Source organism: Paractinoplanes maris, from assembly GCF_023544465.1.
GTDB classification, from domain to species: domain Bacteria; phylum Actinomycetota; class Actinomycetes; order Mycobacteriales; family Micromonosporaceae; genus Actinoplanes; species Actinoplanes maris.
Map to the genome: position 1 here is coordinate 583,772 of NZ_JALPVL010000004.1, position 25,869 is coordinate 609,640.

The window sequence follows — 25,869 nt, forward strand, 5'->3', positions numbered from 1 at the left end:
GCCCTCGGTGTCGAGGAGGCCTCGTGAGCACTCAGAAAGCACCGTCGATCGCGGTACGCGGCGTCGGCAAGAGCTACAGCGGCGTCACCGTGCTGCACGACATCGACCTGGACATCGCGCCGGGCGAGGTGCACGGGCTGGTCGGCGAGAACGGCGCCGGCAAGAGCACCCTGCTGAAGATCCTCGGCGGTGCCATCAAGGCGGACGCCGGCACGCTGAGCTTCGACGGGGAGCAGGTCTCGATCGGCAGCCCCCGGGACGCCATCGGGCACGGCATCAGCCTGATCTCGCAGGAGGGCGCGCTGGTGCCGGCGCTCAGCGTGCTGGACAACGTGTTCCTGGCCCGCTGGTCGCACCGCGGCGGCCTGGTCAGTGCCCGCGCCGACCGCAAGCGCCTGACCGGGCTGCTGGAGACGACCGGCTTCTCGGTCGACCCCGACGTGCGGGTCGACACGCTGCCGATCGGCGTGCAGCAGCAGGTCGAGATCCTGCGCGCGCTGGCCCGGGGAGCCCGGGTGATCGCCATGGACGAGCCCACCGCGGTGCTGGCCGAGCACGAGAAGGAGAACCTGCTCGCGCTCATCCGCCGGCTGGCCGCGAGCGGCACGACCATCATCCTGGTGTCGCACTTCCTCGAGGAGGTGCTGTCGGTCGCCGATCGGATCACGGTGCTGCGCGACGGCGCGCTGATCCGCACCGGGCCGGCCGCCGAGACGTCCCCGCGGGCCCTGGTCGGGCACATGGTCGGCCGCGAGATCGACGTGCTCTACCCCGACCCGCGGCCGGTGCCGGACGGCTCGCCGGTGGTCCTGGCCGCGCGCGGGCTCAGGCGCGGGCTGGTCGACGGCGTCGACCTCGAGGTGCGCTCCGGCGAGATCCTCGGCATCGCCGGGCTGGTCGGCAGCGGGCGTACGGAGACCCTGCGGCTGCTCTTCGGGGCGGACCGGCCCACCGCGGGCGTCGTCGAGGTGGACGGCGTGGCGCTGACCTCGAACACCCCGCGAGCCGCGATGGCCGCCGGGGTGGCGATGGTGCCCGAGTCCCGCAAGGAGCAGGGCCTGGTCATGCAGCGCTCAGTGGCCGAAAATGTGGCCCTCTCGTCGCTGTCCGGCCGGCGCTCCGGCCCGTTCGTCAAGCGCCCGGCCGAGAAGACCGCGGTCGGCGAGATCTCGAAGTCGGTGGACATCCGGGCGGCCAACCCCGAGTCGCCGATCGAAACCCTCTCCGGTGGCAACCAGCAGAAGGCACTCTTCGCCAAGTGGCTGCTGCGCGATCCCAAGGTGCTGCTCATCGACGAGCCCACCCGTGGCGTGGACGTCGCCGCCAAGACCCAGATCCACCACCTGATCACCGGGCTCGCGGCCGACGGCATGGCCGTGGTCTGCGTGTCGTCCGAGATCGAGGAACTGCTGGCGCTCTCGCACCGGGTGCTCGTGCTGCGGCACGGCCGGCCGGTCGGCGAGTACCCGCGCGGCACGACCCCCGAGGTCGTCGTCGCCGCCGCGTTCGGCGACCACTCACAGGGAGAGACAAGTTGAGCGTCGACACCACCCCCCAGGCGCCGGCCACGCCGTCGCCGGCCGCGGCGAACAACATGTCGCGCCTCGCCTTCCGGATGCGCGACTACGGCATCGTGGCGGCACTGGTGATCATCGTGATCGCGCTGTCGCTCAGCACGGACACGTTCCTGACCAGCGGCAACCTCGTCAACCTGCTCGACCAGACCGCGGTGCTGGGCCTGCTGGCCACCGGCGCCACGATCTGCATCATCAGCGGCGTCTTCGACCTGACGGCCAGTGCCACGCTCGCCCTCTCGGCGATCGTCGGCGTCCAGGTCGGCCGGGTCACCGACGTCTACGTCGGCTTCGCCGCCGCCGTGCTGGCCGGTGCCCTGCTCGGCTTCATCACCGGCACGGTCGTCGTGCGCAGCGGCGTCAACTCGTTCGTCGGCACGCTCGCCACCAGCCTGGTCTATCGCGGCCTGGCCGTCATGGTCACCGGTGGCGCGATCGTCTACCCCCTGACGCAGTACGCCGAGAGCTTCGGCGTGCTGACCTGGCCGTCCCTGTTCGGGCTGACCTCGGCCACGATCATGTTCGTCGTCGTCGTGGCGGTTCTGGCGGTCATTGTTTCCCGTACGACGTTCGGGCGGCGCCTGTACGCGGTCGGCGGCAACGCCGAGGCGGCTCGGCTGTCGGGCATCCGGGTCGGTTCGATCCACGTCACCGCGTTCATGATCAGCGGTGTCTGCTCGGCGCTGGCCGGCCTGATCCTGGCCTCGCGGGCCGGCTCGGCCCAGTCGACGATGGCGACCGGCATGGAGTTGACCGCGATCGCGGCCGCCGTGGTCGGCGGCACCAGCATCCTCGGCGGTGAGGGCGCGGTGTGGCGGGCCATCGTCGGCGCGCTGCTGCTGACCCTGATCGGCAACGGCTTCAACCTGCTCGGCTGGGACACGATCTATCAGCAGGTGCTGCAGGGCCTGCTCATCCTGTTCGCCGTGACCATGGACCGCTGGCTGCGCAAACGCACCCGCTGAGCCGAGTACGCTGATCAAATGCCTGCTCAGGGCGATGATGTCGCGCACATCGGGGTGACGTTGCGGCCGCACCGGGCGCACGCCGCGGTGGTGCTCGGGGCGACCGTCCTGCCGGTCGAGCCGGTCGCTCCGGCCCGCACCGATCTGGAGGGCGTCATCGCCGCCGCGGTCGGGGTGGCGTTGCGCGCCGCCCCCGGCGGGGCCGGCGCGGTCACCGTCGACCTGGCGCCGCTGCTGTTCGACACGTTGCTGCGGCCCGAGGCCGAGGTGCCGCCGGTGGCCGTCGTCCGGATCGTGCCGCGCGCGGCCACCGACCCGGCGCTGGCCCGGTCACCGGCCGAGCTGGTCGAACGCCGGATCGGCCGCCGCTGGACCGTGGCCGGCGGGCACGACCTGCTCGGCAACGAGCTGTGCCCGCTCGACCGGGACGGGCTGGCCCGGCTCGGTACGGAGCTGGCGGCCACCGGCATCCGCCACGTGGCCATCGTGGCGGCCGGCTCCCAGGCCCGGCCCGCGCACGAGCGGGAGGTGGCCGACGCGATCCTGGCCGCCGTGCCCGGGGCCCGCATCTCGGTGGCCAGCGACTACGGCGGCCAGGGGCTGGTCGCCCGGGAGGCCACGGTGGTGATCGACAGCGCGCTGACCGCGCTCACCGAGCGGGTGCTGGACCGCTGCGAACGTACGCTGGCCCGCCTGCCCGGGTCGCTGGAGTTGCGGGTCGCCCGGGGCGACGGCGGCTACAGCACGCCCTCGCGCATCCGGGTCACCCCGGTCGTGGCGCTCGGCGCCACCGAGGCCCTCGAACTGTGCGGCGCCGCGCACCTGGCCGGGCTCGACAACTGCCGGGTGCTGCTGTCGCGCGACGGCCACCCGGTGGCCGGCGAGGTGCGGCACGGCCTGGCCGTGGTGCGCCCGGACGAACCCGCGGGGATCGGCACCGAGCTGGTGGTGCCGATGGCCGTGCTGACCGCTGTCCCGGCCACGACGCCGGACGACGTCCCGGGCCGCGGAGCCGACGTACCGACGATCAAGCCGGATGCCGAGCCGCACGTGCTGGCCTGCGTCGGCGCGGCGATCAGCCAGCCCGCCTCGTGGCTCGACGAGGTGGCGTTCATCGAGTCGGCCGACGAGCTCGACCGGGTGCGGCGCGACGCCGAGGAACGAGCCACCGCGATGGTGATGGCCAACGGTGCCGCCCCGGGCACCACGCATGTCGCCGAGATCTCCACGGTGGCGGTGCCCTACAGCCCGTCGGGCACAATCCGGATCAGGGTGCGGGTGGCGGGCTCGCCCGACACCTCGCTGGCCGGCCGATGAGCGGGCCGGCCGGCTACATCGGGGCCAGCGCGTCGATCACCGCCGAGGACGTGCCCGCGCTGTACGAGGGGGCCAAGTTCTATTCGCCGGCGGTCGGCGACGCCAACCGCTCGTCGATCACGTCCTGGCTGGCCGGGCTGCTCGACCGCAACGGCCCGGTGCCGCTGCTGCGGGTCGAGGCGGTCGCGCCCGAGACGCCCTGCGTGTCGGTCTGCGTGCTCGGCTCCGGCTCGGCGATGGCCGACCTGCCACCGGCCGGGGACGAGTTCGAGATGGCCGTACGCCAGATCGAGCGGCTCCAGCGGGTCGAGTTCGGCGCCGTCTATCCGCTGGCCGCGGCGACGATCAGCGCGCTGGTCGCGGTGGTGACCGCGGCCCAGCTGCGGGTGCCGCTGCTCGACGCGGACGGGATGGGCCGGACGTTCGCGCTGATCCACCACACCGCGATGCACCTGTCCGGGGTGTCGCCGACGCCGCTGGCCGCGGTCGGGCCGACCGGCGAGAGCGTGCTGGTCGAGGTGCCGGCCGGACCGCGGGCCGACCGGATGCTGCGGGCGAACGTGGACACCGTGGGCGGCTGGGCGGCCCTGGCGGCGTACCCGACCACGGCCGGCGTCCTGCGCCGGGCCGCGCTGCCCGGCACGGTGTCGCGGATCGCCAACGTGGGGCGGCTGCTGCTCGACCGTACCGACCCCGACGTGCTGGTCACCCGGCTCGGCACGATCACCGGTTGCCGCCGGCTGGCCCGCGGCCGCATCGCCGAGCTCGAGCACCTGAGCCGGCCCAGCGACGTCACCATCCCGGCCCACCCGTCGAGCCTGGTCGTCGAGGAGACCGGCGGGCTCGGCCGGCAGTTGCGCATCGAGCTGCGCAGCGAGATCGTGGCCGTCTTCGCCGACGGCGCGCTGATCGCCGGCGCCCCCGACCTGATCGGCCTGCTCGACGTGTCCCGGGGCGTGCTGGCCACGCTGGACAGCCTGGAGCCGGGCGACCTGGTCGACGTGCTGGTCACCCCGGCCGACGCGGTCTGGTATTCACCGCGGGGCATGGAGATGGTCGGCATGGCCTCGCACGGCATCCCCCTGGCCCACCCGAGGCGCCGATGACTCCCGCGACCGAGCCGCGCCGCCTGGCTGACCCGCGCCGCCTGGCTGACCCGCGCCGCCTGGCTGACCCGCGCCGCCTGGCTGACCCGCGCCGCCTGGCTGACCGGGGTCGCCTGGCTGGGCCGGGCCGCCTGGCTGAGGTGGGGCGCCGATGAGGCGTACGTCGACTCTTTCGATCACGCTGGGCGAGCTGGCCCGCATTCAGCCGCTGGCCGGGGCCGAGTCGCACCTGGCCGACCCGTCGCGCAAGGTCGAGCAGGTGGTGCTGGCCGAGACGTTCGACCGGCTGCGCCGCTGCACGCCGCACGTCCTGGTGGTGCTGCACGACGAGGCGGCCACCGGCGGCTGGTCGCTGGCCGCTGCACTGCACCTGGCCTGGGAGCGCAACCTGTCGGCGGTGGTCGTCTCGCGGACGGTGGCCGGCGGCGCCAGTGTCGCGCTGGCCGAGCGCCTGCACATGTCGCTGATCGTCATCGACGACGACCCGATCGACATCGCGCTGCAGCTCGCCGGTCAGGTCAGCGCGCCCGCCGCGGCCCGCGCCCTGCGGCAGGCCCGGCTGGCCGAGCAACTGGCCGAGCAGACCGGCATCCGCGGCGTGCTCGGGGTGCTCAACCGCGAGCTCCAGCACGTGCCGGTCGCCCTCGTGGTGGGGGGCGTGGTGGTGGCCGGGCAGAGCGCGGCGCTGACCGACCGGCCGCAGGTGCGCCAGCTCGAGGTCGAGGTGCACGCGCCGGGGGAGCGGTCGGCGGCCCGGCTGATCGCCGCGGTGCCACTGCCCGGCCCGGCGGCGGTCGACCAGGTGGAGTCCCTGCTGCGGCTGGCCCGCCCGTCCCTGCAGGCGGCGTGGGCCCAGAGCCGGCTCGACACAGCGACCCGGGCCGCGCACGAGCAGGCCGCGTTCGGGCTGCTGCGCCGGCTCCCGCAGGCGTCGTCCGGCGAAGCGGCCGAGATCGAGGTCCCGGCCTGGACGAGCGAGCTGGGCTGGCAGGTCGGCGAGGCCAACCGCGCGGTGTGGCTGGCCCCGCTGCGCCCGTCCGGCGAACCCCCGGCCGAGATCACCTATCTGATCCGGGCCTCGTGGCAGCGCGGCCACTCGACCTGGCCGCTGGTGGCCGAGGGCGACGGCTGGATCTCCTGGCACAGCGGCACCGACCCGGACGACGTGACCGCGCTGCGCCGGGCGCTGGCCGGCTTCCGCGACTCGGCGGTGGCCCACCGGCTGGCCATCGGCATCGGCCGGGCCCATCCCGGCGTCGGGGGCCTGATGCGCTCGGTGGCCGAGGCCCGCCTGGCCGCCCACGTGGCCCGCGAGGGCGGTCCCGGTGCGGTGCAGTGGTTCGACCAGGTGGGCGCGAACGCCGCGCTGGCCTGGCTGCCGACCACCGAGATCGCCCAGGTGGCCGACCTGTGCCTGGAGGACCTGATGGCCGCGAAGGACCGGGCCGCACTGGTCCAGACCGTGCTCGCGGTGCTCGACTCGGGCGGCTCCCTGAGCCAGGCGTCGCAGCGGCTCGGCGTCCACCGCAACACCGTGCTGGCCCGGCTGGCGCGGGCCCGGCAGCTCGGCCTGACCTACGAGGAGCCCGGCCAGCGCCTGGCCCTGCATGTCCTCTGCTATGCCCTCACTTCACTGTGGAGCGAGACCGGCACGGAGCACGCCCAGCCGGCATAGCTGTGGTCACAGGCCGGCGGCGCTGTCGTAGCGGCGGCGCAGGTCGGTCATCTCGGGTTCGGACAGGGCTTCCTTGGCGGCCAGGCCGGCGTACGCCGGGGGGAACATCTCGCGGAGCCGGTCCACGAACTTGGTGTCGGCGGTGGCCTCGACGACCTGGATGCCGGGCGGGGTGGTGGAGACGTCCACGATCACCGGGCCGGCCAGTTTGACCGCCACGTCCCACGGGCGGTTCGGCTCGGCCACGCCGCAGAGGTGGAAACCGTAGACCGTCCGTACCTCGGAAAGGGTTTTGACCTGGGCCGGCTCGTAGCCGTAGACCCGGACCCCGCAGATCACCGCCGGAGGGGCGGCCGACGGCTGAGCGGCGGCGTGGCCGGCGTGGTTGTGCTGTCCCGGGTCCGACTGTTCGAGCGTGTCGCGCATCAGGGTCACGATCTGGCCCTGGACGTCGGCCGGCTCGTCCTGCCCGGCGGCCAGGCCGTACGCGCCGGCCACGGTCGCCAGCAGGATCGCCGCCACCCCCGCGTAGCGGCCCTTTCCCAGCTTCATGAGCACTTCTCCTCGCCGGTGGCCCGGCGCGGGACGTCGGGTGACGCCCCGCACCGGTGCCTGATCAGGTGAAGTTGACGTCACTGCACCACATGTAGGCCTGGTCCTGGTGCGAGGCCTGCCAGATGACGAACAGGATGTGGTGTCCGGTGTAGCCGGACGTCGAGACGTTGAACGAGATGTTCTGCGCCGGGGCGTAGCGGCCGGTCTGCTGGATGAAGTCGAGGTTGCCCCAGCCGAGGCGCTGAGTGGCCGGGTTGAACCCCTGCTTGCTGACGTAGACCCGGAAGTAGTCGGCGCCGTGACTGGCCTGGTCGTACATCTGCACGGTGAAATTGCGGCCGAGGTTGGTCTGCCGCCAGGCGCCGGGCTGGTTCAGGCTGTCGTTGCGGGTGAGCCCGTTGCTGCAGAGCTGCCCGTCGGGGGTACGAGCCTGGAACTGGCCGCCGAGGCCGTCGCGCAGGGCGCTCATCCAGTTCCACATGGTGTCGGGGTTGGCCTGGAACGCCTGCCAGCACATCGGGTCCTGGGTCTGCATGGCCGGGTTCATGTGCTGACTGCCCCAGGCCTGCCAGCACTGGTAGGCGCGACTGGCCGGCCCGACGACGGTGCCGTGGGCCTGAGCCGCACCGGCTGCGGGCAGCAAGCCCACCACCAGAGCGAGCAGAACGACCAGAACCTGAGCTGAGCGTTTCTGCCGGGACTGACTGGAATCGTGTGGACGCACGGTTCCTCCTCCATTCTTCGGCAATCGGGGGATGGGAGCGCTCCCAGGCAGGATCGCACTGTTGTGTCCAGATATCAACCCTGATCTATGTAAAGGGGGCGGGCCGGTAGGAGCGAGTCCGGCCCGCCGCATCAGCTTCGAACTCCCGCCGGCGTGGCGCGCCCGCCCGGGTGATGGCGATCTTGGGAGAGGGCGATATCCAATGCACCCGTGTCCATCACCGCTCTGGAGAGGTACGACCGGTGACTGCCTCGGGTCCGTCGTTCGATCACCGCCGCATCGAACGGATCTTTCGCAACGAGGGTCTTCCCGCACTCGTCCGTGACGCCCGGCCGGGCCGGTCCGTGTTGTCGAGAACCATGCCCTTTCTGCAGGTCGCCGCGATGATCGCGATACTGGGCAGTGTGGCAGTGCTCGGCTTGCGCGGCCTCCTCAACCCGGACGTCTGGCAGGTCGCCTGGGGCGTCGGACCCGGCCGGCTCGCCCTGACGATGTCGGTGTTCGCGGTCGTCGCATTCATGACCGGCATCGCCCGGACAAGAGAGCTGTCCGAGACGCTGACGCGGGAACACGAGAGTGATACCGCCGCCATCCCCTGGCCGGCCCGTGCGGCATCCGGTGCCGAGGTGCTCGAGAAGGATCGCCGAGTGCCGGAGTTGACCGAGATGCAGCGCGCGAACTTGGCGCTGGCGGTGACCGGTCGCCAGCTCGCCCAGGCGTTGTGGCTCGGGATCGGGATCTTCATCATGCTGTTCCTGCTGGGCCTGGTTCTCGTGCCGCCGGTGACCGGCAAGGCGTGGATCGGTACCGGGGACGCCGATCAATACGTCGGCCGGCCGCCGCTGCTGATCTCGGTGACCATGATCAAAGTGGCGGTGCTGCTGGCCGGTTTCAGCATGCTGTACTTCATCGTCGTGACGGCTCGTGAGGAGCAGTACCGGCGTGCTTTCTACGGACCGCTCGCTCACCGGTTGCATCGGCTGCTGCAGTTGCACGCCGCGTACAGCGTTTATGTCGGCCCACCGGTCCGGTCCACCTCTCGTCTCGGGCAGGTGACCCGAAAGGTCTTCGAGGAAATGATTGCCACGGCCCGGGATGGATCTGTGTTCGGCCCGCGGACCTCGCCATCGCGCCGGCCTTGGTCGCCGGCGAGGCAACGGCCCACCTGGAACCCCGCGCCGCCGGCTGTCTGGACTCCCTGGCGAGTGATGCGAGCGATGGCGCGTGTCTTCGTTCCTCTGGTGGCAGCCCAAGGCTTTGTTGCGTTTCTTAATGATCTGCCCCGGCGCTGGGATCCTGACGATGACCCGCTCTTTCGTGCGACGACGAGCAGCGGTCCGGCCGACACCCGGGCGAACGACCGAGGCGGCGCGAATCAGCCGGAGAACCGAGCCGGAGGCGGGACGACGCCCTGAGGAAAGCTTCGCGGTGACCGCTTACCTGGACACTGGCGGGCACGACGACTGACAGAGTGGGCGTAGCGTCCAGGCATGGACTCGACGCGACTTCGTGAGGTCTACGAGGATCTGCATCGGCACCCGGAGCTGTCCTTTCAGGAGCGGCGGACGGCGGGTGTCGCGGCGGGCCGGCTGCGGGAGAACGCGTACGAGGTGATCGAGGGCCTCGGCGGCACCGGGGTGGCCGGGGTGCTGCGGCGGGGGAGCGGGCCGACGGTGTGGCTGCGGGCCGACATGGACGCGCTGCCCGTCACCGAGCAGACCGGGCTGCCCTACGCCAGCGTTGTCGACGGGGTGTCGCACGCCTGCGGGCACGACATGCACGTCACGTGCCTGATGGGCGCCGCGGCCGAGCTTGCCGCGGCCGATGACTGGCAGGGCACGGTGGTGGCGATCTTCCAGCCGGCCGAGGAGCTCGCCAAAGGGGCTCAGGCGATGGTCGACGACGGTCTGGCCGAGCGGGTGCCCCGGGCCGACATCGTGCTCGGCCAGCACGTCGCGCCGCTTCCGGCGGGCAGCATCGGGCTGACTCCGGGGCCGATGTGGGCCGCCTCCGACTCGTTGCGGGTCACCATCCACGGCCGGGGTGGTCACGGCTCGCGGCCCGAGACCACCGTCGACCCCGTGGTCATCGCGGCCGCTACCGTACTGCGGCTGCAGACCATCGTCGCGCGCGAGATCTCGACCACCGAGACGGCCGTGGTCACCGTCGGCGCGGTGCACGCCGGCACCAAGCACAACATCATCCCGGACGCCGCGACGCTGCTGCTCAACGTGCGCACGTACGACTCGAAGGTCCGCGACCGGGTGCTGGCCGCGATCAGGCGCATCGTGCACGCCGAGGCCGCGGCGGCCGGTGCGCCTTGCGACCCGACAGTTGTCATCGAGGAGTCGACGCCGACGCTGACCAACGACGTGGACGCGGCCGAGCGGACCCGGCCGGCCCTCGAGTCGGTGGGCCCGGTCTTCGACCCCGGCCCGTTGCCCAGCAGCGAGGACGTGCAGGTGCTGGCCACCGCCACGGGTGCCCCGATCACCTACTGGCTGATGGGCGGGGCCGACCCTTCTTTGTACGCCGGAGCCACCACCGCGGAGCAGCTGATCGAGGTGGCCGGCACCATCCCGTCCAACCACTCGCCGCATTACCACCCGATCCCGGATCCGACGATCCGCGCCGGTGTGGCCGCGCTGGTCGCCGCCGCCCGCGCCTGGCTCCGCTGACCCCACGAAACGCCCACAGTGGACTATCCTGGTCGCTTCGTCGATCGGGAGGGCACCCTTCATGACCAGCCTCACGCCGGATCCCGGCGCCAAGCTCGACACCACCGTGCCGCACAGCGCCCGCGTCTGGAACTACTGGCTGGGCGGCAAGGACAACTACGCCGTCGACCGTGAGGTCGGTGACAAGGTCCGCGAGGTCTTCCCGGCCATCGTCGAGAACGCTCAAGCCTGTCGCGCCTTTCTGGTCCGGGTGGTCGGCTACCTGGCCGGTGAGGCGGGCATCCGGCAGTTCCTCGACATCGGCACCGGGCTGCCCACCGCCGACAACACGCACGAGGTGGCCCAGCGGATCGCGCCGGAGTCGCGGATCGTCTACGTCGACAACGACCCGCTCGTCCTGGTGCACGCCCGCGTCCTGCTCAGCAGCGGGCCCGAGGGGGTCACCGACTACGTCGACGCCGACCTGGACGACGCCGCGACGATCCGGCGGGAGGCCGCCCGCACGCTCGACTTCGACCAGCCGATCGCGCTGATGCTGATGGGCATCCTGGGTCACGTCGAGGACGACGACGAGGCGCTGGCCATCGTCCGCCGGCTGGTCGACCTGCTGCCGTCGGGCAGCTATCTGGCCTTCTACGACGGCACCGACACCAGCGCGCTGATCGTCGAGGGGCAGAAGGTCTCGAGCGACGGCGGCCACAACTATTACCTGCGCAGTCCCGAGCGCATCGCCCGCTTCTTCGCCGGACTCGAGCTGGTCGAGCCCGGCGTGGTCACCGTCTCGCGCTGGCGCCCCGAGCCGGGCTCGGGCGAGCCGGCCCACCAGGACTCCTACGGGGGCATCGGCCGCAAGCCCTAACGGCGGGCCAGCCGGTCGGCGTTCGCCAGCTCCGTCTCGAAGTACGCCTTGATCGCGGCCAGCTTGTCCGCCTGCTGCGCCGCCACCCGATTCTGGTAGGCGGTCTCGACGGCCAGCATCACGCCGGCCAGGTTGGTCTCGGCTTTGCAGGCCACGTCGGCGGTGGCCACGGTGATCTCGGCCGGATCGGCCCGCGCGGTCTGCCAGCGCTGATCGCCCGCCGCGGCGTACGGGTCGGGATAGCTGTAGCCCTTGGCCCGCATGCATCTGCTCCACTCGGCGAACACCCGGACGACCCGGCTGTCGGCCTTCGTCTGCTTGTACGTCTCGAGCTGGAGCCTCTCGGCGATGCCGGGGTCGGCCTCGGGTGCGCCCCGGGTGAGTTGCCGGACGGCTTCCCCGGCACAGCCGCCGGCCGGAACCGGCTGTCCGCGGAAAGTCTGCTCGCCCCGGCCCGCCCAGACATTCATCGCCTCCGCGGACGGCTTTTCCTGTGCGACCGGTCGCGGCGCCGTTGCGGGCGGGTGGTAGCCGATGGTCTTCGCTTTCGCCGGCTCGACGACCGCATAGCGACGGGCATTCCGGGGCGTCCCGTCCAGGGCCGCCGGCCGATTCTCGGGCCAGGCCAGGCCGAATCGTCTCAGACAATCCCGGCCGATTGCGGTGACCGCCGTGTCCAGCTTTTTCTGCTGTTCATCGGTCAGCAGATAAGCGTCGAGCGGTAACACGATATCGGCGCCGGAACGCACGGTGGGAATGGTGCTTGTCGACGGTTCTCCCGATTGCGCCACGGCCGGCGCGGTGGTGCAGGCGCCGATGGTCGCGACGGTGGCGGCGAGACCGAGAGGAATGAGAACACGCTTCGAGCTGATCATGGCAACGGCTCCTCGGCCAGGTGCGGTCCGGTCCGCGGGGGCAGACCGGACCGCACTTATCGGGTGGTGTCCGCGCCTGGGCTTACGGCCCGGCGACCCGGTGCGAGCTCAGCGACTCGTTGAGGCTGCCGAGGCTGGAGTACGCGTAGCTCAGGGAACCGCTCGTCTGCCCGTAGGGCAGCAACTGGAGGTAGGCCCCCGAGTAGTTGGCGTTGGCGTACGCCCGCACGTAGCTGGTGGAGTAGTTGATGATGCTGCTGGTGTTGTTGTCGATGGCCGTTACGGTCCCCGGTGCCGTGCCGAACGTCTGGTTGCAGGTCAGCGGGTACGTCGTGCCCTGGAAGGTGACCGAGCTGACGGTGGTGGCCACGGTTCCGGGCGGGTTCTGGGTGTAGCCGACGCCGAACCGGACGACCGTCTTGCTCTTGCCGGCCGCGGTGACCACAGCGGTGGCGCTGGCGTCCTCATAGAACGTGCCGCCGTTGGCCACCATGTTCCACTTGTTGGTGGTGGTGTTCCAGCGGAGCGTTCCGTACGTATTGGGGGTGCCGCCGTCCACCTCGACCGAGAAGAACGAGGGCTGGTCCGGTGCCGGGGAGGCAGCGAAGGTTCCCGGAGTGATGTTGTCCGTGGTGACGCCGCTGATGGTGCGGTGGATCAGGTCCGGGCCGGTGAACTTGAGGCCGGCCGCGGTCGGCTCGGGCTCGCGGGTGGTCTCGTCCGGGTTGACGAACCAGCCGGCGAGGTTGGGGCAGTTCGTGAAGCTGGGAACGGTGAAGTTCGGGTACGAGGGCGCGGTGGTCCCGAAGTCGTAGAACTGCCCGACGAAGTTCGCGTCCTTCCAGACCACGACTTCGCCGGCATCGATGATTTTGTCGCCCTGACTGGCGGAGGCCGGTGCGGCAACACCGACGGCGGCAATGGCGCCGGCCGCGATGGCCAGTGCGGTGCCAATTTTCCGGATCATTTCATCGACTCCTCATTGGAGGGTGCACGGAAGGGAGATCGTGCGGAGCGAGCCTCGATATCCGGCCGGCGACCTTACCTTGCTGCCGTGCAACTGCCCGCGCGCTGAGCGTTACTCGACAACCGATATCGATCGTCGGCGAATTCCGGTCCGCTGAGCAGGAGTCTTGCCTGGCGTCTGGGCCGGCGTCAATGCGTTCCGTTGACGGAGTCCGTGAGTGAATTGCTCGACGAATGGACCGGATTCGACCTTGCCGGGTGCCGCATCGACCGTTTCATGGTCACGAATGAAATGAATATTCACCTTGATGAAAGAAGAGTGAGCGGCGTCTTTGCCTTAGTGATCTGCCGCCGATGATCGCATTGTCGGACCTGGTCGCGGGCCGGGCGCGACGCGTCGGGCGCGACGGTGGGCCGGCGGGCGGCGGGGGAGGGGGTCGCCCGAACGTGGACCCGGAAAAGCGGCGAGCCGCACCCCCAGCGGGGTGCGGCTCGTCTCAGTGGTGCGAATGTCGCTGTCAGGAAGGCGACTGGGTCCCGGGCAGCGGGATGGTGGTGCCGGGCCGCGCGGGAATGGCGCCGACCCGGTTGCCGCGCGGGCGCCAGTCGCGGTGGTCGCGGCCACCGTGATCCCGGCCGCCGCGGTGACCCCGGAAGAAGTCGTTGTCCCGGAAGCCGCGGTTGCCGTGGATGCCCCACGGGCCACGCCAGTTGGGGCCGTCCCAGCTGTCCCAGTGGCCCCAGGTGTCGAAGCTGACCCGCAGGACGTAGCCGCCACGGGTGCGGTCGCAGTCGTAGTCGTCCCAGTCGCCGCGCCGCTCACCCAGCCGGCCGGCGAACTCGCAGCTGATGCGGCTGCGGTAGACGTCGACGACACGGCTCCGAGAGGGAGCGGCCGGCTTGACCGTGCCGGCCGGCTTCGCGGCACCGGCCGGGCTCTGCGAGCCGCCCGTGGTCGCCATGGCCGGGGCGGCGCCGACCGACACCGCGGCGAACACGCCGAGACCGGTCATCGTAAGCATTCGAGTAATTCGGTTCATGTCTACCTTCTCTTGACAAAACTTTGTCGAAAGGAATAAGACCACGCAGGTACACACAAACCTAGTATTTAGCTGTGAAGAACTCAAAAGGGTGAAATCGGGCGGGCATCATGCCGGATGCATCGAAAACGGCTTTTGGGCGTACGGCGTCAGGAGCTCCAGCAGCGTGCGGGCGCAGAAACCGGTGGCGCCATCGACCGAGGCGTTGCCCTCCCACGCCGGGCCGGTCATGTCGCAGTGCACCCAGGGGACCGCGCGGGGCACGAACTCGCCCAGGAACAGCGCGGCCGTGATGGCCCGGCCCGAGTCGTGCAGCGGATGATTCCGTACGCCGGAAGGGGTTCGCACCTGGTCGAGGTAGCGCTCGTCGTACGGCAGGCGCCACAACGGCTCACCCGCGCGGGCGCCGGCCGCCAGCAACCGGGCCACCGCCTCGTCGTCGCGGCCCAGCACCGCGGCGATCGACGGGCCCAGCGCTACCTCGGCCTGGTAGGTGAGAGTGGCCAGGTCGACCAGCAGGCCCGGACCGGCGTCGGCGGCCAGCGCGAGCGCGTCGGCCAGGATCACCCGGCCCTCGAAATCGGTGTCCAGGATCTGGATTTCGGTGCCGTTCCAGGCGGTGACGACGTCGCCGGGCCGCGCGGCGCCCGGGCCGGGCAGGTTCTCGGCGAACGGCAGCACCGCGCGTACCGGAAGAGCGCAGCCCGCCCGCCGCAACCCGGCCATCACCGCGAGCACGGTGACCGCCCCGGCCACGTCCAGGCGCATGTTCTGCATGGCGGCCGGCGACTTCAGCGACAGGCCGCCACTGTCGAACGTGATGCCCTTGCCGACCAGCGCGACTTCGGGCGCCCCGGCCTCGGGCAGGTGGTCCAGCGTCACCAGGTAGGGCCCGTCGGGCGAGCCCCCGCCGATCGCGGCCAGCCCGCCGAATCCCTGCGCGCGCACCTCCTCCGGTCCGAGGACGGTGCAGGTCAGGCCGGCACTCTCGGCGATGCGCCGGGCCCACCCGGCCGCGGCCGACGGCGTCAGGATGTTGGCCGGCGCGCTGACCAGCAACCGCGCCAGCCGGGCGACGTCGGCGGCCAGTTGCCCGCGCAGCGCGGCCGGCAGCAGCGGCTCGTCGACGAGGAGGGTCACCCGTACGCCGTCCGGGGTGCCCGTGACGAGGCCGTCGACCACCGCCCCGGCCAGCTCGGCCGGCGCCGACACGGCCACCGCACCGCCACGGAGGCGGGCCCCGGCGCCGATCGCGGCCCGGCGGGCGGTTTCCACGGTCGGTGCTTCACCCACCTCCACGAACAGCGTGTCCCCGTCGACCGGGGCCCACGGGCGCTCGGGCGCAAAAGCCACGAAAGCGATGCGCCGATCCGCTGTCCCGACATCGACGGTCACCGGTCCGACGCCGGTCACCACCGCGTCGGCGGCCGCCTGGATCTCGGCTTCCCGATCACGCCGGGACGGCTTGTCGGTCCTGGTCATGGGCTCTCCCGGTGGGTTGTCGGCGTCGGCGCATCCTCGCGGGTCGCGACCGGCGACGATCGTGCGCGCCGCACGCGCCGCCCCGCGACGGCTATGCCCGGCGCACACCTGCCCGCCACTGCCGACCCCTAACTTGCTGGGACCTGACCCGGCGACATCCGCGAGGGAGACCAGATGGGGCGCTATCGAGTCGCGATGGACATCGGTGGCACGTTCACCGATGTCGTGACCTACGACCAGCAGAGCGGAGCGTTCGCGGCGACCAAAGCATCGACCACGCCCGGCAATCTCAGTGAGGGCGTGCTGGCCGGGCTGGACGCGGTGGTCGACGAGCCGGCCGGCATCGACTTCCTCGTGCACGGCACCACCCAGGGCCTGAACGCCTTCCTGGAGCGGCGGGGCGTGCCCGTGCTGCTGCTCGGCACGGCAGGGCTCGAGGACACGTACCACATCGCCCGCGGACCGCGGACCCGGCTCTACGACCTGCACTACCGCAAGCCGACGCCGCTGGTGCCGCGGCGCGACGTGCTCGGCATCGGCGGCCGGATCGCCGCCGACGGCTCCGAGCTCACCCCGCTCGACGAGGACGCCGTGCGGGCCGCCGCGCGCACGGCCCGCGACGGTGGCCACGGCGCGATCGCGGTGGCGTTCCTGTTCAGCTACAAGAACCCGGCCCACGAGCTGCGGGCCCGCGAGATCCTGCACGAGGAGCTGGGCGACGACGTGACCGTGTCGGTGTCGCACGAGGCGGCCAAGGAGTGGCGCGAGTACGAGCGCACCTCGTCGGCCGTCGTCGAGGCCTACACCGGCCCGATCGTCCGCAACTACCTGCTCGACCTGGAGGGCCGCCTCGAAAACCGCGGCCTGCACGTCCCGTTGCACGTCATGCAGTCGTCCGGCGGCATCCTGACCGCCGAGTCGGCCCGCCGCCGCCCGCTGCAGACGCTGCTGTCGGGCCCGGTCGGCGGCGCGATCGCCGGCGCCGAGCTGTCCCGGCAGACCGGCCGGCCGCACCTGATCGGCATCGACATGGGTGGCACCTCGTTCGACGTCTCGCTGATCGTCGACGGCGAGCCCGACGTCTCGGCCGAGGCTCAGCTCGAAGGCCTGCCGATGCTGATGAGCGTGGTCAACATCCACACCGTCGGCGCGGGCGGCGGCTCGGTGGCCTGGGCCGAGGCCGGTGGCCTGCGGGTCGGGCCGCGCAGCGCCGGCGCCCGGCCCGGTCCGGCCTGCTACGGCCGCGGCGGCACCGAGCCGACCGTCACCGACGCCAACCTCGTGCTCGGCCGGATCGACCCGGACGGCTTCGCGGGCGGCCAGATGACGCTGGACCCCACGCTGGCCTCACAGGCGGTCGACGGCCTGGCCGAGGTCTTCGGGATGACCACCACGGCGATGGCCGAGGGCATCTGCGACGTGGCGAACTCCAAGATGGCTCAGGCCATCCGCACCATCACGGTCTCCCGGGGCATCGAACCGCGCGACTCGGCACTGGTCGCCTTCGGTGGGGCCGGCCCGATGCACGCCGTGTTCCTGGCCCGCGAGCTGGGCATCGCCGAGACGGTGGTGCCGCGCTTCCCGGGTGCGTTCTCGGCCTGGGGCATGCTGCAGACCCAGATCCGGCAGGACTACACCGAGCCGTATTTCTACCTGGATCAGGATCTCGACCCGGCCGGCATGGCGGCCACCCTGGCCCGGCTGGAGCGCGACGGGCTGGACGGGCTGGGCTCCGAAGGGGTCGCCGGGGACGCGCGGCACGCCTCGCACGCGGTCGACATCCGGTACGCGGCACAGGAGTACACGCTGACCGTGCCGCTCACCAGTGCCGACGAGCCGTTGAGCGAGCACTTCCTGGCCGACGTGGCGCAGCGCTTCGCCGACCTGCACAAGAGCCGCTACGGGCACGCCAACCTGGGCGCGCCGATCGAGTTCGTCGCGCTGCGCACCGCGGCCTTCGGCGAGCTGGGCCGCCCGGAGCCGCAGAAGTGGCCGGCCGCGTCGGGGGCGAGTTTCCCGTACGAGACCCGGACCGTGGTCTTTGACGGCGCGGGCCGTGACACCATCGTCGCCCGTCGCGACGATCTGCTGGTCGGACACACTTTCGACGGCCCCGCGGTGGTGGTCGAGGACACCGCGACCACGGTCGTGCCGCCCGGCTACGCGGTGAGCGTGGACGACATCGGCTCGCTGATCATCTCTCGGAAGGAAGACCAGTGACGATCGACCCGGTTACCGTCGAGATCATCCGTAACGCGCTCAACGCGGCCGCGGACGACATGAACGCCACCCTGATCCGGTCGGCCTACACACCGATCATCTACGAGTGCGGCGACTGCGTGGTGGCCCTGCTCGACGCCGACCACCAGGTGCTGGGCCAGTCGGCCGGCCTGCCGATCTTCCTGGGCAACCTGGAGACCTGCACGCTGGCCACCGAGCAGCGCTTCGGCCGTGAGGTGTGGCAGCCGGGGGACGTGTGGATCCTCAACGACAGCTACCTCGGCGGCACGCACCTCAACGACGTGACCATCTTCGGCCCGGTCTTCGTCGACGAGACGCTGGTCGGCTTCACCGCCTCGCGGGCGCACTGGATCGACGTCGGCTCGAAGGATCCGGGCGGCTCGATGGACTCGGTCAACATCTTTCAGGAGGGGCTGCGCCTCGGGCCGCAGAAGCTCGTCTCGGGCGGGGTGGAGGAGCGCTCGGTCACCGACACGATCGCCACCAACGTCCGCTTCCCCTATCCGACCACGGGCGACATGCACGCGATGATGGCCTGCATCCAGATGGGGGAGAGGCGGCTTCAGGAGATCGTACGGCGGTTCGGCCTGGGCACCCTCGAGGCGGCCCGGGACGAGATCTTCCACCAGACCGAAGTGCTCGAACGGGCGGTCATCGCCAAGATCCCGGACGGCGTCTACAGCGCCGAGGGCGTGCTCGACAACGACGGCGTCGACCTGGACACCCCGATCCCGATCCGGCTGCGGATCACGGTGTCCGGCGAGGAGATCGACTTCGACGTGACCGAGTCGGCCGACCAGACGGTGGGCCCGGTCAACTGCGGCGTCTCGCAGGCCGTCTCGGCGCTCCGGGTCGGCTACAAGCTGCTGGTCAGCCCGGACCTGCCCGGCAACGGCGGATCGTTCCGGTCGATGACCACCCAGGTGCGCGAGGGCTCGGTGCTCGGCGCCCGCTCACCGGCGGCCTGTCAGTGGTATTTCTCGCACCTCGGCCTGCTGATCGACATGGTGGCCCGGGCTCTCGCCCCGGCCATGCCCGACCAGGTGGCCGGGGCCAGCCACGGCGACTCGATGATCATCCTGACCGCCGGGGTCGACCCGCGGGTACGGCGCGAGTTCGTCAGCCTGGAGGCCACTGTCGGCGGCTGGGGTGGGTGGAACGGCTCGGACGGTGAGAGCGCGCTGATCAACAACGTGAACGGCTCGCTCAAGGACATCCCGATCGAGGTTCACGAGACCCGCTACCCGTGGCGGATCAACGAATACCGGATCCGGCCCGACTCGGGCGGCTCCGGCCGGTGGCGTGGTGGCAACGGCGTGATCCGCGAATACGAGGCGCAGACCGACCTGACCGTGTCGCTGTGGTTCGAGCGCTCCCGGCAGCCGGCCTGGGGCCTGTTCGGCGGCGAGGACGCGGTCGGCCCCGAGGTGGTCATCAACCCGGGCCGGCCCGACGAGCGCCGCATCCTGAAAATCAACGGCATGTCGCTGAAGAAGGGCGACGTGGTGCGCTGCGCGACCGGCGGCGGTGGCGGCTACGGCGACCCCACCGAACGAGCCGCCGACGACGTCCGCGCCGACGTCCTCGACCGCAACATCACCGCCGACACGGCCCGCAACCGATACGGCATCGGCGCCTGACGGCAAGCAGCGCGATCCGGGCCCGGGGCTGTCCGCCCCGGGCCCGGCGCGCAGCTCAGCCGATCTCCTGCGCGAGGCCGACGACGATGCCCTCGGGGCCGCGCACGTAGCAGAGCCGGTAGACGTTCTCGAAGTCCACCAGCTCGCCGACGAGCTCGGCACCGTGGGCGCGGAGGCGGGCGATCACGTCCTCGACGTCGTCCACGGCGAACATGACGCGCCGGATGCCCAGCGTGTTCGCCGGGGCGTCGCGGGGTTCCGGGCGGATGGCCTCGGGCTGGTGGAACCGGGCCAGCTCGATACCGCCCGGGTGGCCCGGGATCCGCAGCATGGCGACGTCCTGCCGGACGTTCTCGATGCCGATGACGCTCTCCACCCACCGGCCCTCGACCGGCCCCCGGCCCTCCAGCTCCAGCCCGATCTCGATGAAGAACGCGATGACCGCGTCCAGGTCCTCGACCACGATGAGGACGTTGTCCATCCGCTTGATCGCCATGCCGAACCTCCCTGCTGCCGGGCGACCGCGGTGGCCGCCCACCCTGAGACGAGACCACCCGGCCGATCTCGACATGCTCCGCGCCGCCTCCGGTGCTTACAATTGCCGGCCCCGCACCGTGAAGGGCCACTATGGAGCGCATTCTCTACGTCCTGCCGGCGCTGGCCGGCGTGGCCGTCATCGTTGCCAACAAGCAGTTCGCCCAGTCGTCGGCCCGGTCCAGCCGCGAGGTGTTCGGTCGTGACGTGGGTCCCCGTGAGGCCGCCTTCCAGGCCATCTTCTCCCGGGTGCTGGCCGTCGTGGTGGGTGCCGCGCTGGTGGTGATGGGTCTGCTCGGCGCGTTCGGCGTCATCTGGGACGAATGAAGCACCGGCCGACGACGATGGCCCGGGCCGGCCACCGGCGTCGGCCGCGCGGGGATCGATCAACGCTCGGCGGCGAGTGAACCCCAGGTGGACGACTCGCCGGCCGGGGAACGGTGTTGCGGGACATTCCAGGGGTTGTCGTCGCGCAGCGGCTCGGGCAGCAGCGACTGCGGGCTGTCCTGATAGACGACCGGGCGCAGGAAACGGTCGATCGCCGCGGTGCCGACCGACGTGGTGGTCGGGTTGGTGGTGGCCGGGAACGGGCCGCCGTGCTGCATCGCGGGGGTCACGGCCACGCCGGTGGGCCAGCCGTTGAACAGGACCCGGCCGGACAACGCCTGCAGAGCCGTGACCAGCTCGTGCAGCCAGGGTGAGTCCTCGGCCGCGCCGACGTGGACACCGGCCGTCAGCGAGCCACCGACCAGCTCGGCCAGGGCGGCGCCCAGCGGCTCGCCCGGGGTGTAGCGGACGACCACCGACAACGGGCCGAACGCCTCCTCCAGCAACGTGTCGCGGTGTTTGAGCAGGGTGGCCAGGTCGGTCTCGACCAGCGTGGGGGTCACGCCCTGGTCGGTGACGGCACCCTCGACCGTCACGGTCACATCCGGCGTGTTGAGGATCTCCGTGCGGCGGCGGGTGTAGCCGTCGACGATGCCGGGGTGCAGCAGGGGATGCGGCGCCACGGCCGCGAAGGCGGACGCCGCCGAGGAGGCGAACTCCTCGGGGACGAACAGCAGGCCGGGCTTGGTGCAGAGTTGTCCGGCCGAGCCGGAGACGCTGGCCGCGAAGCCCTCGGCGATGGCGGAACCCCGCTCGGCCAGGGCGTCGGCGGTGACGACGACCGGGTTGAGGCTGCCCAGCTCGCCGTAGAACGGGATCGGGTGGGGGCGCGCGGCGGCGATCGCGGCCAGGGCCTGGCCGCCCGCCACCGAACCGGTGAAGCTGGCGGCGGCGATGCGCTCGTCGCGCAGCGCGGCCACCCCCTCCTCCTGGCCGTGGATCACACCGAGCGTTCCGGCGGGCAGCCCGGCCTCGACGAGGGCCGCGCTGACGACGGCGGCCGTGCGGTCGGACAGCCGCGGGTGGCCCGGATGCGCCTTGACCACCACGGGACAACCCGCCGCCAGCGCCGAGGCGGTGTCGCCGCCGGCCACCGAGAACGCGAACGGGAAGTTGCTGGCCGCGAAGTTCAGCACCGGACCCAGTGGCACCAGATAGCGGCGCAGGTCGGGCCGCGGGCCGAGCACGAACTCGGGGTCGGCCGCGTCCAGGCGTACATCAAGGAACTCACCGCTCGCCGCGACGTCGGCGAACAGCTTGAGTTGCACCGCCGTCCGTTTGATCTCGCCGCGCAGGCGCGGCTCGGCCAGCCCGGTCTCCTCCTGGCCGATCGGCACCAGCTCGTCGGCGGCCGCGAGGAGCGCGTCGGCCGCGGCCACCAGGGCCTCGGCCCGGCGGCGGGGCGGCATCGCGGCCAGCACCGGAGCGGCCTGGTGGGCGGCGGCGATGGGGTCCGCCTGGTGGGCGGCGGCGATCGGGTCGGCCCGGTGGGCGGCGGCGACCGGGTCGGCCGAGGTGGTGCCGGAAGCGCCCGACGAGGTCGCCGGAGCGCCGGAGCCGGTGGCGGTGTTCTCGGAAGCGGAAGTCATGGGGTAGCCCCTCAGAAGGCGAAGCCGGTCGGATACGGGTCGGACGGGTCAAGCAGATACTGCCCGATTCCGGTCACCCAGGCCCGCCCGGTGATGGTGGGGACGACAGCCGGGCGACCGGCCACGGTCGTCTCCTCGATGAGCCGGCCGGTGAACCGGCTGCCGATGAACGACTCGTTGACGAAGTCGTCGCCGACCGCCAGCTCGCCGCGGGCCCAGAGCTCGGCCATCCGGGCCGACGTGCCGGTGCCGCACGGCGAGCGGTCGAACCAGCCCGGATGGATGGCCATCGCGTGCCGGGACAGCCGGGCGTCGGAGCCGGGCGCGATGAACTCGACGTGGTGGCAGTGGTCGACGCCGTCGATGAGCGGATGCTTCGGCGGATCCTGGGTGTTGATCGCGTCCATGATGGCCAGCCCCGCGTCGAGGATGTCGCGTTGCCTCGTACGGTCGAAGGGCAACCCGACCGCGTCGAGGTCGACCATGGCGTAGAAGTTGCCGCCGAAGGCCAGGCTGTAGGGCACGCGGCCCAGCCCGGGCACCTCGATCGTCGCGTCCAGCCGTTCGCAGTAGGCGGGCACGTTCTCCAGCGTGACCGAGTCGGCGTGCCCATCGCGCACCCGGACCGTCGCCACCACCAGACCGGCCGGGGTGTCGAGCCGGATGGTGGTGACCGGCTCGGTGACCGCCACCATGCCCGTTTCGACCAGCACGGTGGCGACCCCGATGGTGCCGTGCCCGCACATCGGCAGACAGCCCGACACCTCGATGTAGACGACACCGAAATCGGCATCGGGCCGGGTGGGCGGTTGCAGGATCGCGCCGCTCATGGCCGCGTGCCCGCGCGGCTCGTTCATCAGGAGCTTCCGTACGTCATCCAGGTGCTCGATGAAATACAGGCGCCGCTCGTTCATGGTCGCCCCGGGGATGGTGCCCAGGCCGGCGGTGACCACCCGGGTCGGCATGCCCTCGGTGTGCGAGTCGACGGCGGTGAACATCCGCGAGGCGCGCACGTCAGGCCGCCCGACCGGCCAGCGCCTCGACGGCCCGCTTGGTCTCGGCCTCGACCAGAGCGCGGTGCTCGGGGGTCAGCGGGCCCCGCGGCGGGCGGCACGGGCCACCGTAGCGTCCGATCAGGTCCATGCTCAGCTTGATGGCCTGGACGAACTCCGTCCGGGAATCCCACCGGAACACGGCGACCAGGTGCTGGTAGAGCTCGCGGGCCTCGGTGACCTGCCCGGCCCGCATGAGGTCGTAGAGGCGCACCGACTCGGCCGGGAACACGTTGGGGAAGCCGGCGAACCAGCCGACCGCGCCGTCCACCATCAGCTCGAACAGCACGTCGTCGGCACCCGCGATCACGTCCAGGTCGCACTTCTCCCGGATCTCGAACAGCCGGCGCACGTCGCCGCTGAACTCCTTGATCGCGACCACCTGGGGGATCTCGGCGATCTCGGCGACCAGCGACGGCACCAGGTCGACCTTGGTGTCGAACGGGTTGTTGTAGATCATGATGGGCAGCCCGGCCTCGGCGATCCGGGTGTAGTGCTCGACGACCTGGCTGTCGCTGGCCCGGTACATGGTCGGCGGCAGTGCCAGCACACCGTCGGCGCCGTCCTCGCCGGCGATCTCGGCCCACTTCTGGGCCTGGTGCCAGCCCGGCCCGTGCACCCCGGCGATGACCTTGCCACGACCGGCGACGGCCTCGACGGCGACCTGCACGACCCGGCGGCGCTCCTCGTCGGTGAGCGACGAGTACTCACCGAGCGAGCCGTTGGGGCCGACGCCGTGGCAGCCGTTGCTGATCAGCCAGTCGCAGTGCTCGGCGTATTTGTCGAAGTCGACGGCCAGGCCGGCCGGCGCGGACGGATCCTGTTTGTAGGGCAGGGCGGTGGCGACGACGACGCCGCGCAGGTCGGTGGCGGGGGTGGTCATGCGGGTTCCTCCTTGTCAGCGCCGGCGGCCAGCTCGCCCAGGCGCACGAAGGCCGCCAGCGGGCGGGTCTCCGTGCGGCCGGCGTCGAGCAGGCCGCCGGTGTGGCGGTTCAACAGGTCTTCGACGGTGCGCCCGCAGACGCGGCCCTGACAGACACCGAGGCCGGCGCGGGTGCTGAGCTTGAGCGACCGCAGGCCGCGCGATCCGGTGGCGGCGGCGCCGGCCCGCAGGTCGCCGGCGGTGACTTCCTCGCAGCGGCAGATGACGGTGTCGTCGGCCAGCCAGCCGACCCAGCCGGGACGGATGCCGTGCGCGGCCTCCAGGCGGGCGGCGAAGCGCTGGTTGACGGTCCGGTCTCGTCGTTGACCGGCCGAGATCCCGCCACCGGCCGGGTCGGCGGCTGCGGCTGCGGCCAGGCCGGCTACGACGCCCTCGGCGAGAGCGAGGTCGGCGCCGCCGATGCCGGTGATCTCCCCGGCCGCGTAGACGCCGGGAACGCTGGTGAGGCCGTTCTCGTCGGTGCGGACGCCGCCGTCGCGGGTGAGGCGGCAGCCGGCCGAGACGGCGAGCTCGGTGCGGGGGACGAAGCCGTGGCTGACACAGACGGCATCGGCCGGGACGCGGCGTTCGGAGCCCATCACGGGCGCCCAGTCGGCGTCGAGGCGGGCCACCGTGACCGAGGTGACCCGGTCGGTGCCGTGTGCGGCGACCACGGCCGTGCCGGTGCGGTAGGGAATGCGGTGACGGGCCAGATCGCGGACGTATCCGGCCAGCTCACCGGCCTTGTGCCGGGTGGACAGCAGCTCGGCCGGGCGGGCCGACCAGGCCCGGGCGAGCCGTCGCCACCCGTTGGCCTCGAGCACCCCGAGCACCTGCGCGCCGGTCCGCACCAGACTGGCCGCGACCGGCAGCAGGAACGGCCCGGCCCCGGCCACGACGACCCGCCGGCCGACCGCGATCCGCTCCGCCTTGGCCAGCGCCTGGGCGGCTCCGGCGGTGAACACCCCCGGCAGGTCCCAGCCGGGGAAGGGCAAGGTGCGCTCGTACGCCCCGGTCGCGAGCACCAGGGTCGTGGGCGCGAAGGTCCGGCGTACGCGATCGGAACCGTCGGCCGGGCCCACGAGCACGTGCAGGGTGGGCGGCCGGTCGTCGTGCCGCTCGGCCAGCCAGACCTGTGCGTCGGTCAGCACTTCTTGCCCGCGCAGCGCGGCGAAGCGATCCCACCCGTGGTGCAGCACCCGCTCGGCGGCGGCGGGGCGGGAAGCGGGGAGGTGCCGCCAGTATTGGCCACCCGCGTCGCCGGCCGCGTCGAGCAGCACGACCCGGGCCCCGGCCCGGCGGGCGGCGTCGGCGGCGGCGAGTCCGGCCGGCCCGGCACCGACCACGAGGACGTCGGGCGTCTCGGCGCTCATGCCTCATCCTCGGTGGAGACGGTGTCGCCGTCGGCGGCTCGTCGCTGACAGGCGCGCACGTCGGCCAGGCCGTTGACGGTCACGAGGCAGTCGTGGCAGACGCCGATGCCGCAGAAGACGCCGCGCGGCCGGCCGCTGCGGGTGGTCCGCCAGGCGAGCCGCCCGGCCGCCAGCAACACTCCGGCGACTGTCTGCCCCGCCAGACCGCGGACCGCGGAGCCGTCCACGATGACCGTGATGGGCGACGCCGGCCCAGGTCGCACCGGGTCCTGGCGCGGATTCACAGGGGCCGGTCCGGGTGCTGTCACATCAGTA

The 25,869-nt window shown here is 71.9% G+C and carries 24 protein-coding genes; 12 read left to right on the plus strand and 12 right to left on the minus strand.

From position 1 onward, the window contains the following. Positions 1 to 23 precede the first annotated feature (23 nt). The 5 genes from NAG42_RS14820 (at position 24) to NAG42_RS14840 (ending at position 6,637) form a co-directional block, all read left to right on the plus strand. Positions 24 to 1,538: a sugar ABC transporter ATP-binding protein gene (locus NAG42_RS14820; RefSeq protein ID WP_250030808.1), complete on the plus strand. Its 1,515-nt coding sequence runs from the start codon at positions 24 to 26 to the stop codon at positions 1,536 to 1,538. Beyond that, the gene (locus tag NAG42_RS14825; RefSeq protein ID WP_250030809.1) at positions 1,535 to 2,539 is read left to right on the plus strand and encodes an ABC transporter permease; all 1,005 of its coding nucleotides are present in this window, start codon (positions 1,535 to 1,537) and stop codon (positions 2,537 to 2,539) included. Before NAG42_RS14820 ends, NAG42_RS14825 begins: the two co-directional genes overlap by 4 nt. A gap of 18 nt (positions 2,540 to 2,557) precedes the next feature. Beyond that, entirely contained in the window at positions 2,558 to 3,856 is a 1,299-nt protein-coding gene (locus NAG42_RS14830) for a hydantoinase/oxoprolinase N-terminal domain-containing protein (RefSeq protein WP_250030810.1), read from the plus strand. Continuing rightward, positions 3,853 to 4,962 (plus strand): DUF917 domain-containing protein, encoded by a 1,110-nt coding sequence (locus NAG42_RS14835; protein ID WP_250030811.1) that lies wholly within the window; start codon positions 3,853 to 3,855, stop codon positions 4,960 to 4,962. Before NAG42_RS14830 ends, NAG42_RS14835 begins: the two co-directional genes overlap by 4 nt. Positions 4,963 to 5,113: 151 nt before the next feature. Further along, positions 5,114 to 6,637: a PucR family transcriptional regulator gene (locus NAG42_RS14840; RefSeq protein WP_250030812.1), complete on the plus strand. Its 1,524-nt coding sequence runs from the start codon at positions 5,114 to 5,116 to the stop codon at positions 6,635 to 6,637. Between the two features lie 6 nt (positions 6,638 to 6,643). Here NAG42_RS14840 and NAG42_RS14845 read toward each other — a convergent pair whose 3' ends face one another. Beyond that, complete coding sequence (locus NAG42_RS14845; RefSeq protein WP_250030813.1) at positions 6,644 to 7,189, minus strand: hypothetical protein; 546 nt, start codon at positions 7,187 to 7,189, stop codon at positions 6,644 to 6,646. A gap of 64 nt (positions 7,190 to 7,253) precedes the next feature. Then, positions 7,254 to 7,916, minus strand: a complete 663-nt coding sequence (locus NAG42_RS14850; protein ID WP_250030814.1) for a lytic polysaccharide monooxygenase auxiliary activity family 9 protein — start codon at positions 7,914 to 7,916, stop codon at positions 7,254 to 7,256. A gap of 242 nt (positions 7,917 to 8,158) precedes the next feature. Here NAG42_RS14850 and NAG42_RS14855 point away from each other — a divergent pair, with 242 nt between their 5' ends. The 3 genes from NAG42_RS14855 (at position 8,159) to NAG42_RS14865 (ending at position 11,453) form a co-directional block, all read left to right on the plus strand. After that, positions 8,159 to 9,331, plus strand: coding sequence for a hypothetical protein (locus NAG42_RS14855; protein ID WP_250030815.1), 1,173 nt, complete (start codon positions 8,159 to 8,161; stop codon positions 9,329 to 9,331). A gap of 75 nt (positions 9,332 to 9,406) precedes the next feature. Then, positions 9,407 to 10,594: an amidohydrolase gene (locus NAG42_RS14860; protein WP_250030816.1), complete on the plus strand. Its 1,188-nt coding sequence runs from the start codon at positions 9,407 to 9,409 to the stop codon at positions 10,592 to 10,594. A 61-nt stretch (positions 10,595 to 10,655) separates the two neighbouring features. Beyond that, positions 10,656 to 11,453 (plus strand): SAM-dependent methyltransferase, encoded by a 798-nt coding sequence (locus NAG42_RS14865; RefSeq protein WP_250030817.1) that lies wholly within the window; start codon positions 10,656 to 10,658, stop codon positions 11,451 to 11,453. On the opposite strand, the gene NAG42_RS14870 is transcribed toward NAG42_RS14865, so the two are convergent. Both NAG42_RS14870 and NAG42_RS14875 read right to left on the minus strand, forming a co-directional pair. After that, complete coding sequence (locus NAG42_RS14870) at positions 11,450 to 12,328, minus strand: hypothetical protein (RefSeq protein ID WP_250030818.1); 879 nt, start codon at positions 12,326 to 12,328, stop codon at positions 11,450 to 11,452. The genes NAG42_RS14865 and NAG42_RS14870 overlap by 4 nt on opposite strands. Positions 12,329 to 12,410: 82 nt before the next feature. Further along, on the minus strand, positions 12,411 to 13,295 hold the full coding sequence (locus tag NAG42_RS14875) for a hypothetical protein (RefSeq protein ID WP_250030819.1): 885 nt from the start codon (positions 13,293 to 13,295) through the stop codon (positions 12,411 to 12,413). A 213-nt stretch (positions 13,296 to 13,508) separates the two neighbouring features. Between NAG42_RS14875 and NAG42_RS14880 the strand changes: the two genes are divergently transcribed. Next, positions 13,509 to 13,652 carry a hypothetical protein gene (locus NAG42_RS14880; RefSeq protein WP_250030820.1) on the plus strand — a complete coding sequence of 48 codons (144 nt, stop codon included), beginning with the start codon at positions 13,509 to 13,511 and terminating at the stop codon, positions 13,650 to 13,652. Positions 13,653 to 13,812: 160 nt separating this feature from the next. On the opposite strand, the gene NAG42_RS14885 is transcribed toward NAG42_RS14880, so the two are convergent. Continuing rightward, entirely contained in the window at positions 13,813 to 14,307 is a 495-nt protein-coding gene (locus tag NAG42_RS14885) for a hypothetical protein (protein ID WP_250030821.1), read from the minus strand. Positions 14,308 to 14,442: 135 nt separating this feature from the next. Then, complete coding sequence (locus tag NAG42_RS14890; RefSeq protein WP_250030822.1) at positions 14,443 to 15,816, minus strand: M17 family metallopeptidase; 1,374 nt, start codon at positions 15,814 to 15,816, stop codon at positions 14,443 to 14,445. A 174-nt stretch (positions 15,817 to 15,990) separates the two neighbouring features. Here NAG42_RS14890 and NAG42_RS14895 point away from each other — a divergent pair, with 174 nt between their 5' ends. Then, entirely contained in the window at positions 15,991 to 18,036 is a 2,046-nt protein-coding gene (locus tag NAG42_RS14895) for a hydantoinase/oxoprolinase family protein (protein WP_250030823.1), read from the plus strand. After that, the gene (locus NAG42_RS14900) at positions 18,033 to 19,697 is read left to right on the plus strand and encodes a hydantoinase B/oxoprolinase family protein (RefSeq protein ID WP_250030824.1); all 1,665 of its coding nucleotides are present in this window, start codon (positions 18,033 to 18,035) and stop codon (positions 19,695 to 19,697) included. The genes NAG42_RS14895 and NAG42_RS14900 overlap by 4 nt, the downstream gene beginning before the upstream one ends. 55 nt (positions 19,698 to 19,752) lie before the next feature. Here the strand turns inward: NAG42_RS14900 and NAG42_RS14905 are convergent, their stop codons facing one another. Next, positions 19,753 to 20,193, minus strand: coding sequence for a VOC family protein (locus tag NAG42_RS14905; RefSeq protein WP_250030825.1), 441 nt, complete (start codon positions 20,191 to 20,193; stop codon positions 19,753 to 19,755). Between the two features lie 131 nt (positions 20,194 to 20,324). On the opposite strand from NAG42_RS14905, the gene NAG42_RS14910 reads away from it, so the two are divergent. Further along, positions 20,325 to 20,558 (plus strand): hypothetical protein, encoded by a 234-nt coding sequence (locus NAG42_RS14910; protein ID WP_250030826.1) that lies wholly within the window; start codon positions 20,325 to 20,327, stop codon positions 20,556 to 20,558. Between the two features lie 59 nt (positions 20,559 to 20,617). On the opposite strand, the gene NAG42_RS14915 is transcribed toward NAG42_RS14910, so the two are convergent. From NAG42_RS14915 to NAG42_RS14935, 5 genes are read right to left on the minus strand one after another with little or no spacing between them, the layout of a single operon-like run. Beyond that, a complete protein-coding gene (locus NAG42_RS14915) occupies positions 20,618 to 22,207 on the minus strand; it encodes an aldehyde dehydrogenase (NADP(+)) (RefSeq protein WP_250030827.1) in 1,590 nt (529 codons plus the stop codon). A gap of 11 nt (positions 22,208 to 22,218) precedes the next feature. Further along, positions 22,219 to 23,220: a proline racemase family protein gene (locus tag NAG42_RS14920; protein ID WP_250030828.1), complete on the minus strand. Its 1,002-nt coding sequence runs from the start codon at positions 23,218 to 23,220 to the stop codon at positions 22,219 to 22,221. A 1-nt stretch (position 23,221) separates the two neighbouring features. Next, the gene (locus NAG42_RS14925; RefSeq protein ID WP_250030829.1) at positions 23,222 to 24,142 is read right to left on the minus strand and encodes a dihydrodipicolinate synthase family protein; all 921 of its coding nucleotides are present in this window, start codon (positions 24,140 to 24,142) and stop codon (positions 23,222 to 23,224) included. Beyond that, positions 24,139 to 25,554, minus strand: coding sequence for an FAD/NAD(P)-dependent oxidoreductase (locus tag NAG42_RS14930; RefSeq protein WP_250030830.1), 1,416 nt, complete (start codon positions 25,552 to 25,554; stop codon positions 24,139 to 24,141). The genes NAG42_RS14925 and NAG42_RS14930 overlap by 4 nt, the downstream gene beginning before the upstream one ends. Beyond that, positions 25,551 to 25,862, minus strand: coding sequence for a (2Fe-2S)-binding protein (locus NAG42_RS14935; RefSeq protein WP_308201154.1), 312 nt, complete (start codon positions 25,860 to 25,862; stop codon positions 25,551 to 25,553). Before NAG42_RS14935 ends, NAG42_RS14930 begins: the two co-directional genes overlap by 4 nt. Positions 25,863 to 25,869 lie beyond the last annotated feature (7 nt).

What these genes read in the sequence shown, in the direction of transcription:
- NAG42_RS14830 (WP_250030810.1), top strand. Translation starts at nt 2,558, where the DNA reads ATGCCTGCTCAGGGCGATGATGTCGCGCACATCGGGGTGACGTTGCGG.
- NAG42_RS14835 (WP_250030811.1), top strand. Translation starts at nt 3,853, where the DNA reads ATGAGCGGGCCGGCCGGCTACATCGGGGCCAGCGCGTCGATCACCGCC.
- NAG42_RS14840 (WP_250030812.1), top strand. Translation starts at nt 5,114, where the DNA reads ATGAGGCGTACGTCGACTCTTTCGATCACGCTGGGCGAGCTGGCCCGC.
- NAG42_RS14845 (WP_250030813.1), bottom strand. Translation starts at nt 7,189, where the DNA reads ATGAAGCTGGGAAAGGGCCGCTACGCGGGGGTGGCGGCGATCCTGCTG.
- NAG42_RS14860 (WP_250030816.1), top strand. Translation starts at nt 9,407, where the DNA reads ATGGACTCGACGCGACTTCGTGAGGTCTACGAGGATCTGCATCGGCAC.
- NAG42_RS14865 (WP_250030817.1), top strand. Translation starts at nt 10,656, where the DNA reads ATGACCAGCCTCACGCCGGATCCCGGCGCCAAGCTCGACACCACCGTG.
- NAG42_RS14870 (WP_250030818.1), bottom strand. Translation starts at nt 12,328, where the DNA reads ATGATCAGCTCGAAGCGTGTTCTCATTCCTCTCGGTCTCGCCGCCACC.
- NAG42_RS14875 (WP_250030819.1), bottom strand. Translation starts at nt 13,295, where the DNA reads ATGATCCGGAAAATTGGCACCGCACTGGCCATCGCGGCCGGCGCCATT.
- NAG42_RS14885 (WP_250030821.1), bottom strand. Translation starts at nt 14,307, where the DNA reads ATGACCGGTCTCGGCGTGTTCGCCGCGGTGTCGGTCGGCGCCGCCCCG.
- NAG42_RS14890 (WP_250030822.1), bottom strand. Translation starts at nt 15,816, where the DNA reads ATGACCAGGACCGACAAGCCGTCCCGGCGTGATCGGGAAGCCGAGATC.
- NAG42_RS14895 (WP_250030823.1), top strand. Translation starts at nt 15,991, where the DNA reads ATGGGGCGCTATCGAGTCGCGATGGACATCGGTGGCACGTTCACCGAT.
- NAG42_RS14905 (WP_250030825.1), bottom strand. Translation starts at nt 20,193, where the DNA reads ATGGCGATCAAGCGGATGGACAACGTCCTCATCGTGGTCGAGGACCTG.
- NAG42_RS14910 (WP_250030826.1), top strand. Translation starts at nt 20,325, where the DNA reads ATGGAGCGCATTCTCTACGTCCTGCCGGCGCTGGCCGGCGTGGCCGTC.
- NAG42_RS14915 (WP_250030827.1), bottom strand. Translation starts at nt 22,207, where the DNA reads ATGACTTCCGCTTCCGAGAACACCGCCACCGGCTCCGGCGCTCCGGCG.
- NAG42_RS14925 (WP_250030829.1), bottom strand. Translation starts at nt 24,142, where the DNA reads ATGACCACCCCCGCCACCGACCTGCGCGGCGTCGTCGTCGCCACCGCC.
- NAG42_RS14930 (WP_250030830.1), bottom strand. Translation starts at nt 25,554, where the DNA reads ATGAGCGCCGAGACGCCCGACGTCCTCGTGGTCGGTGCCGGGCCGGCC.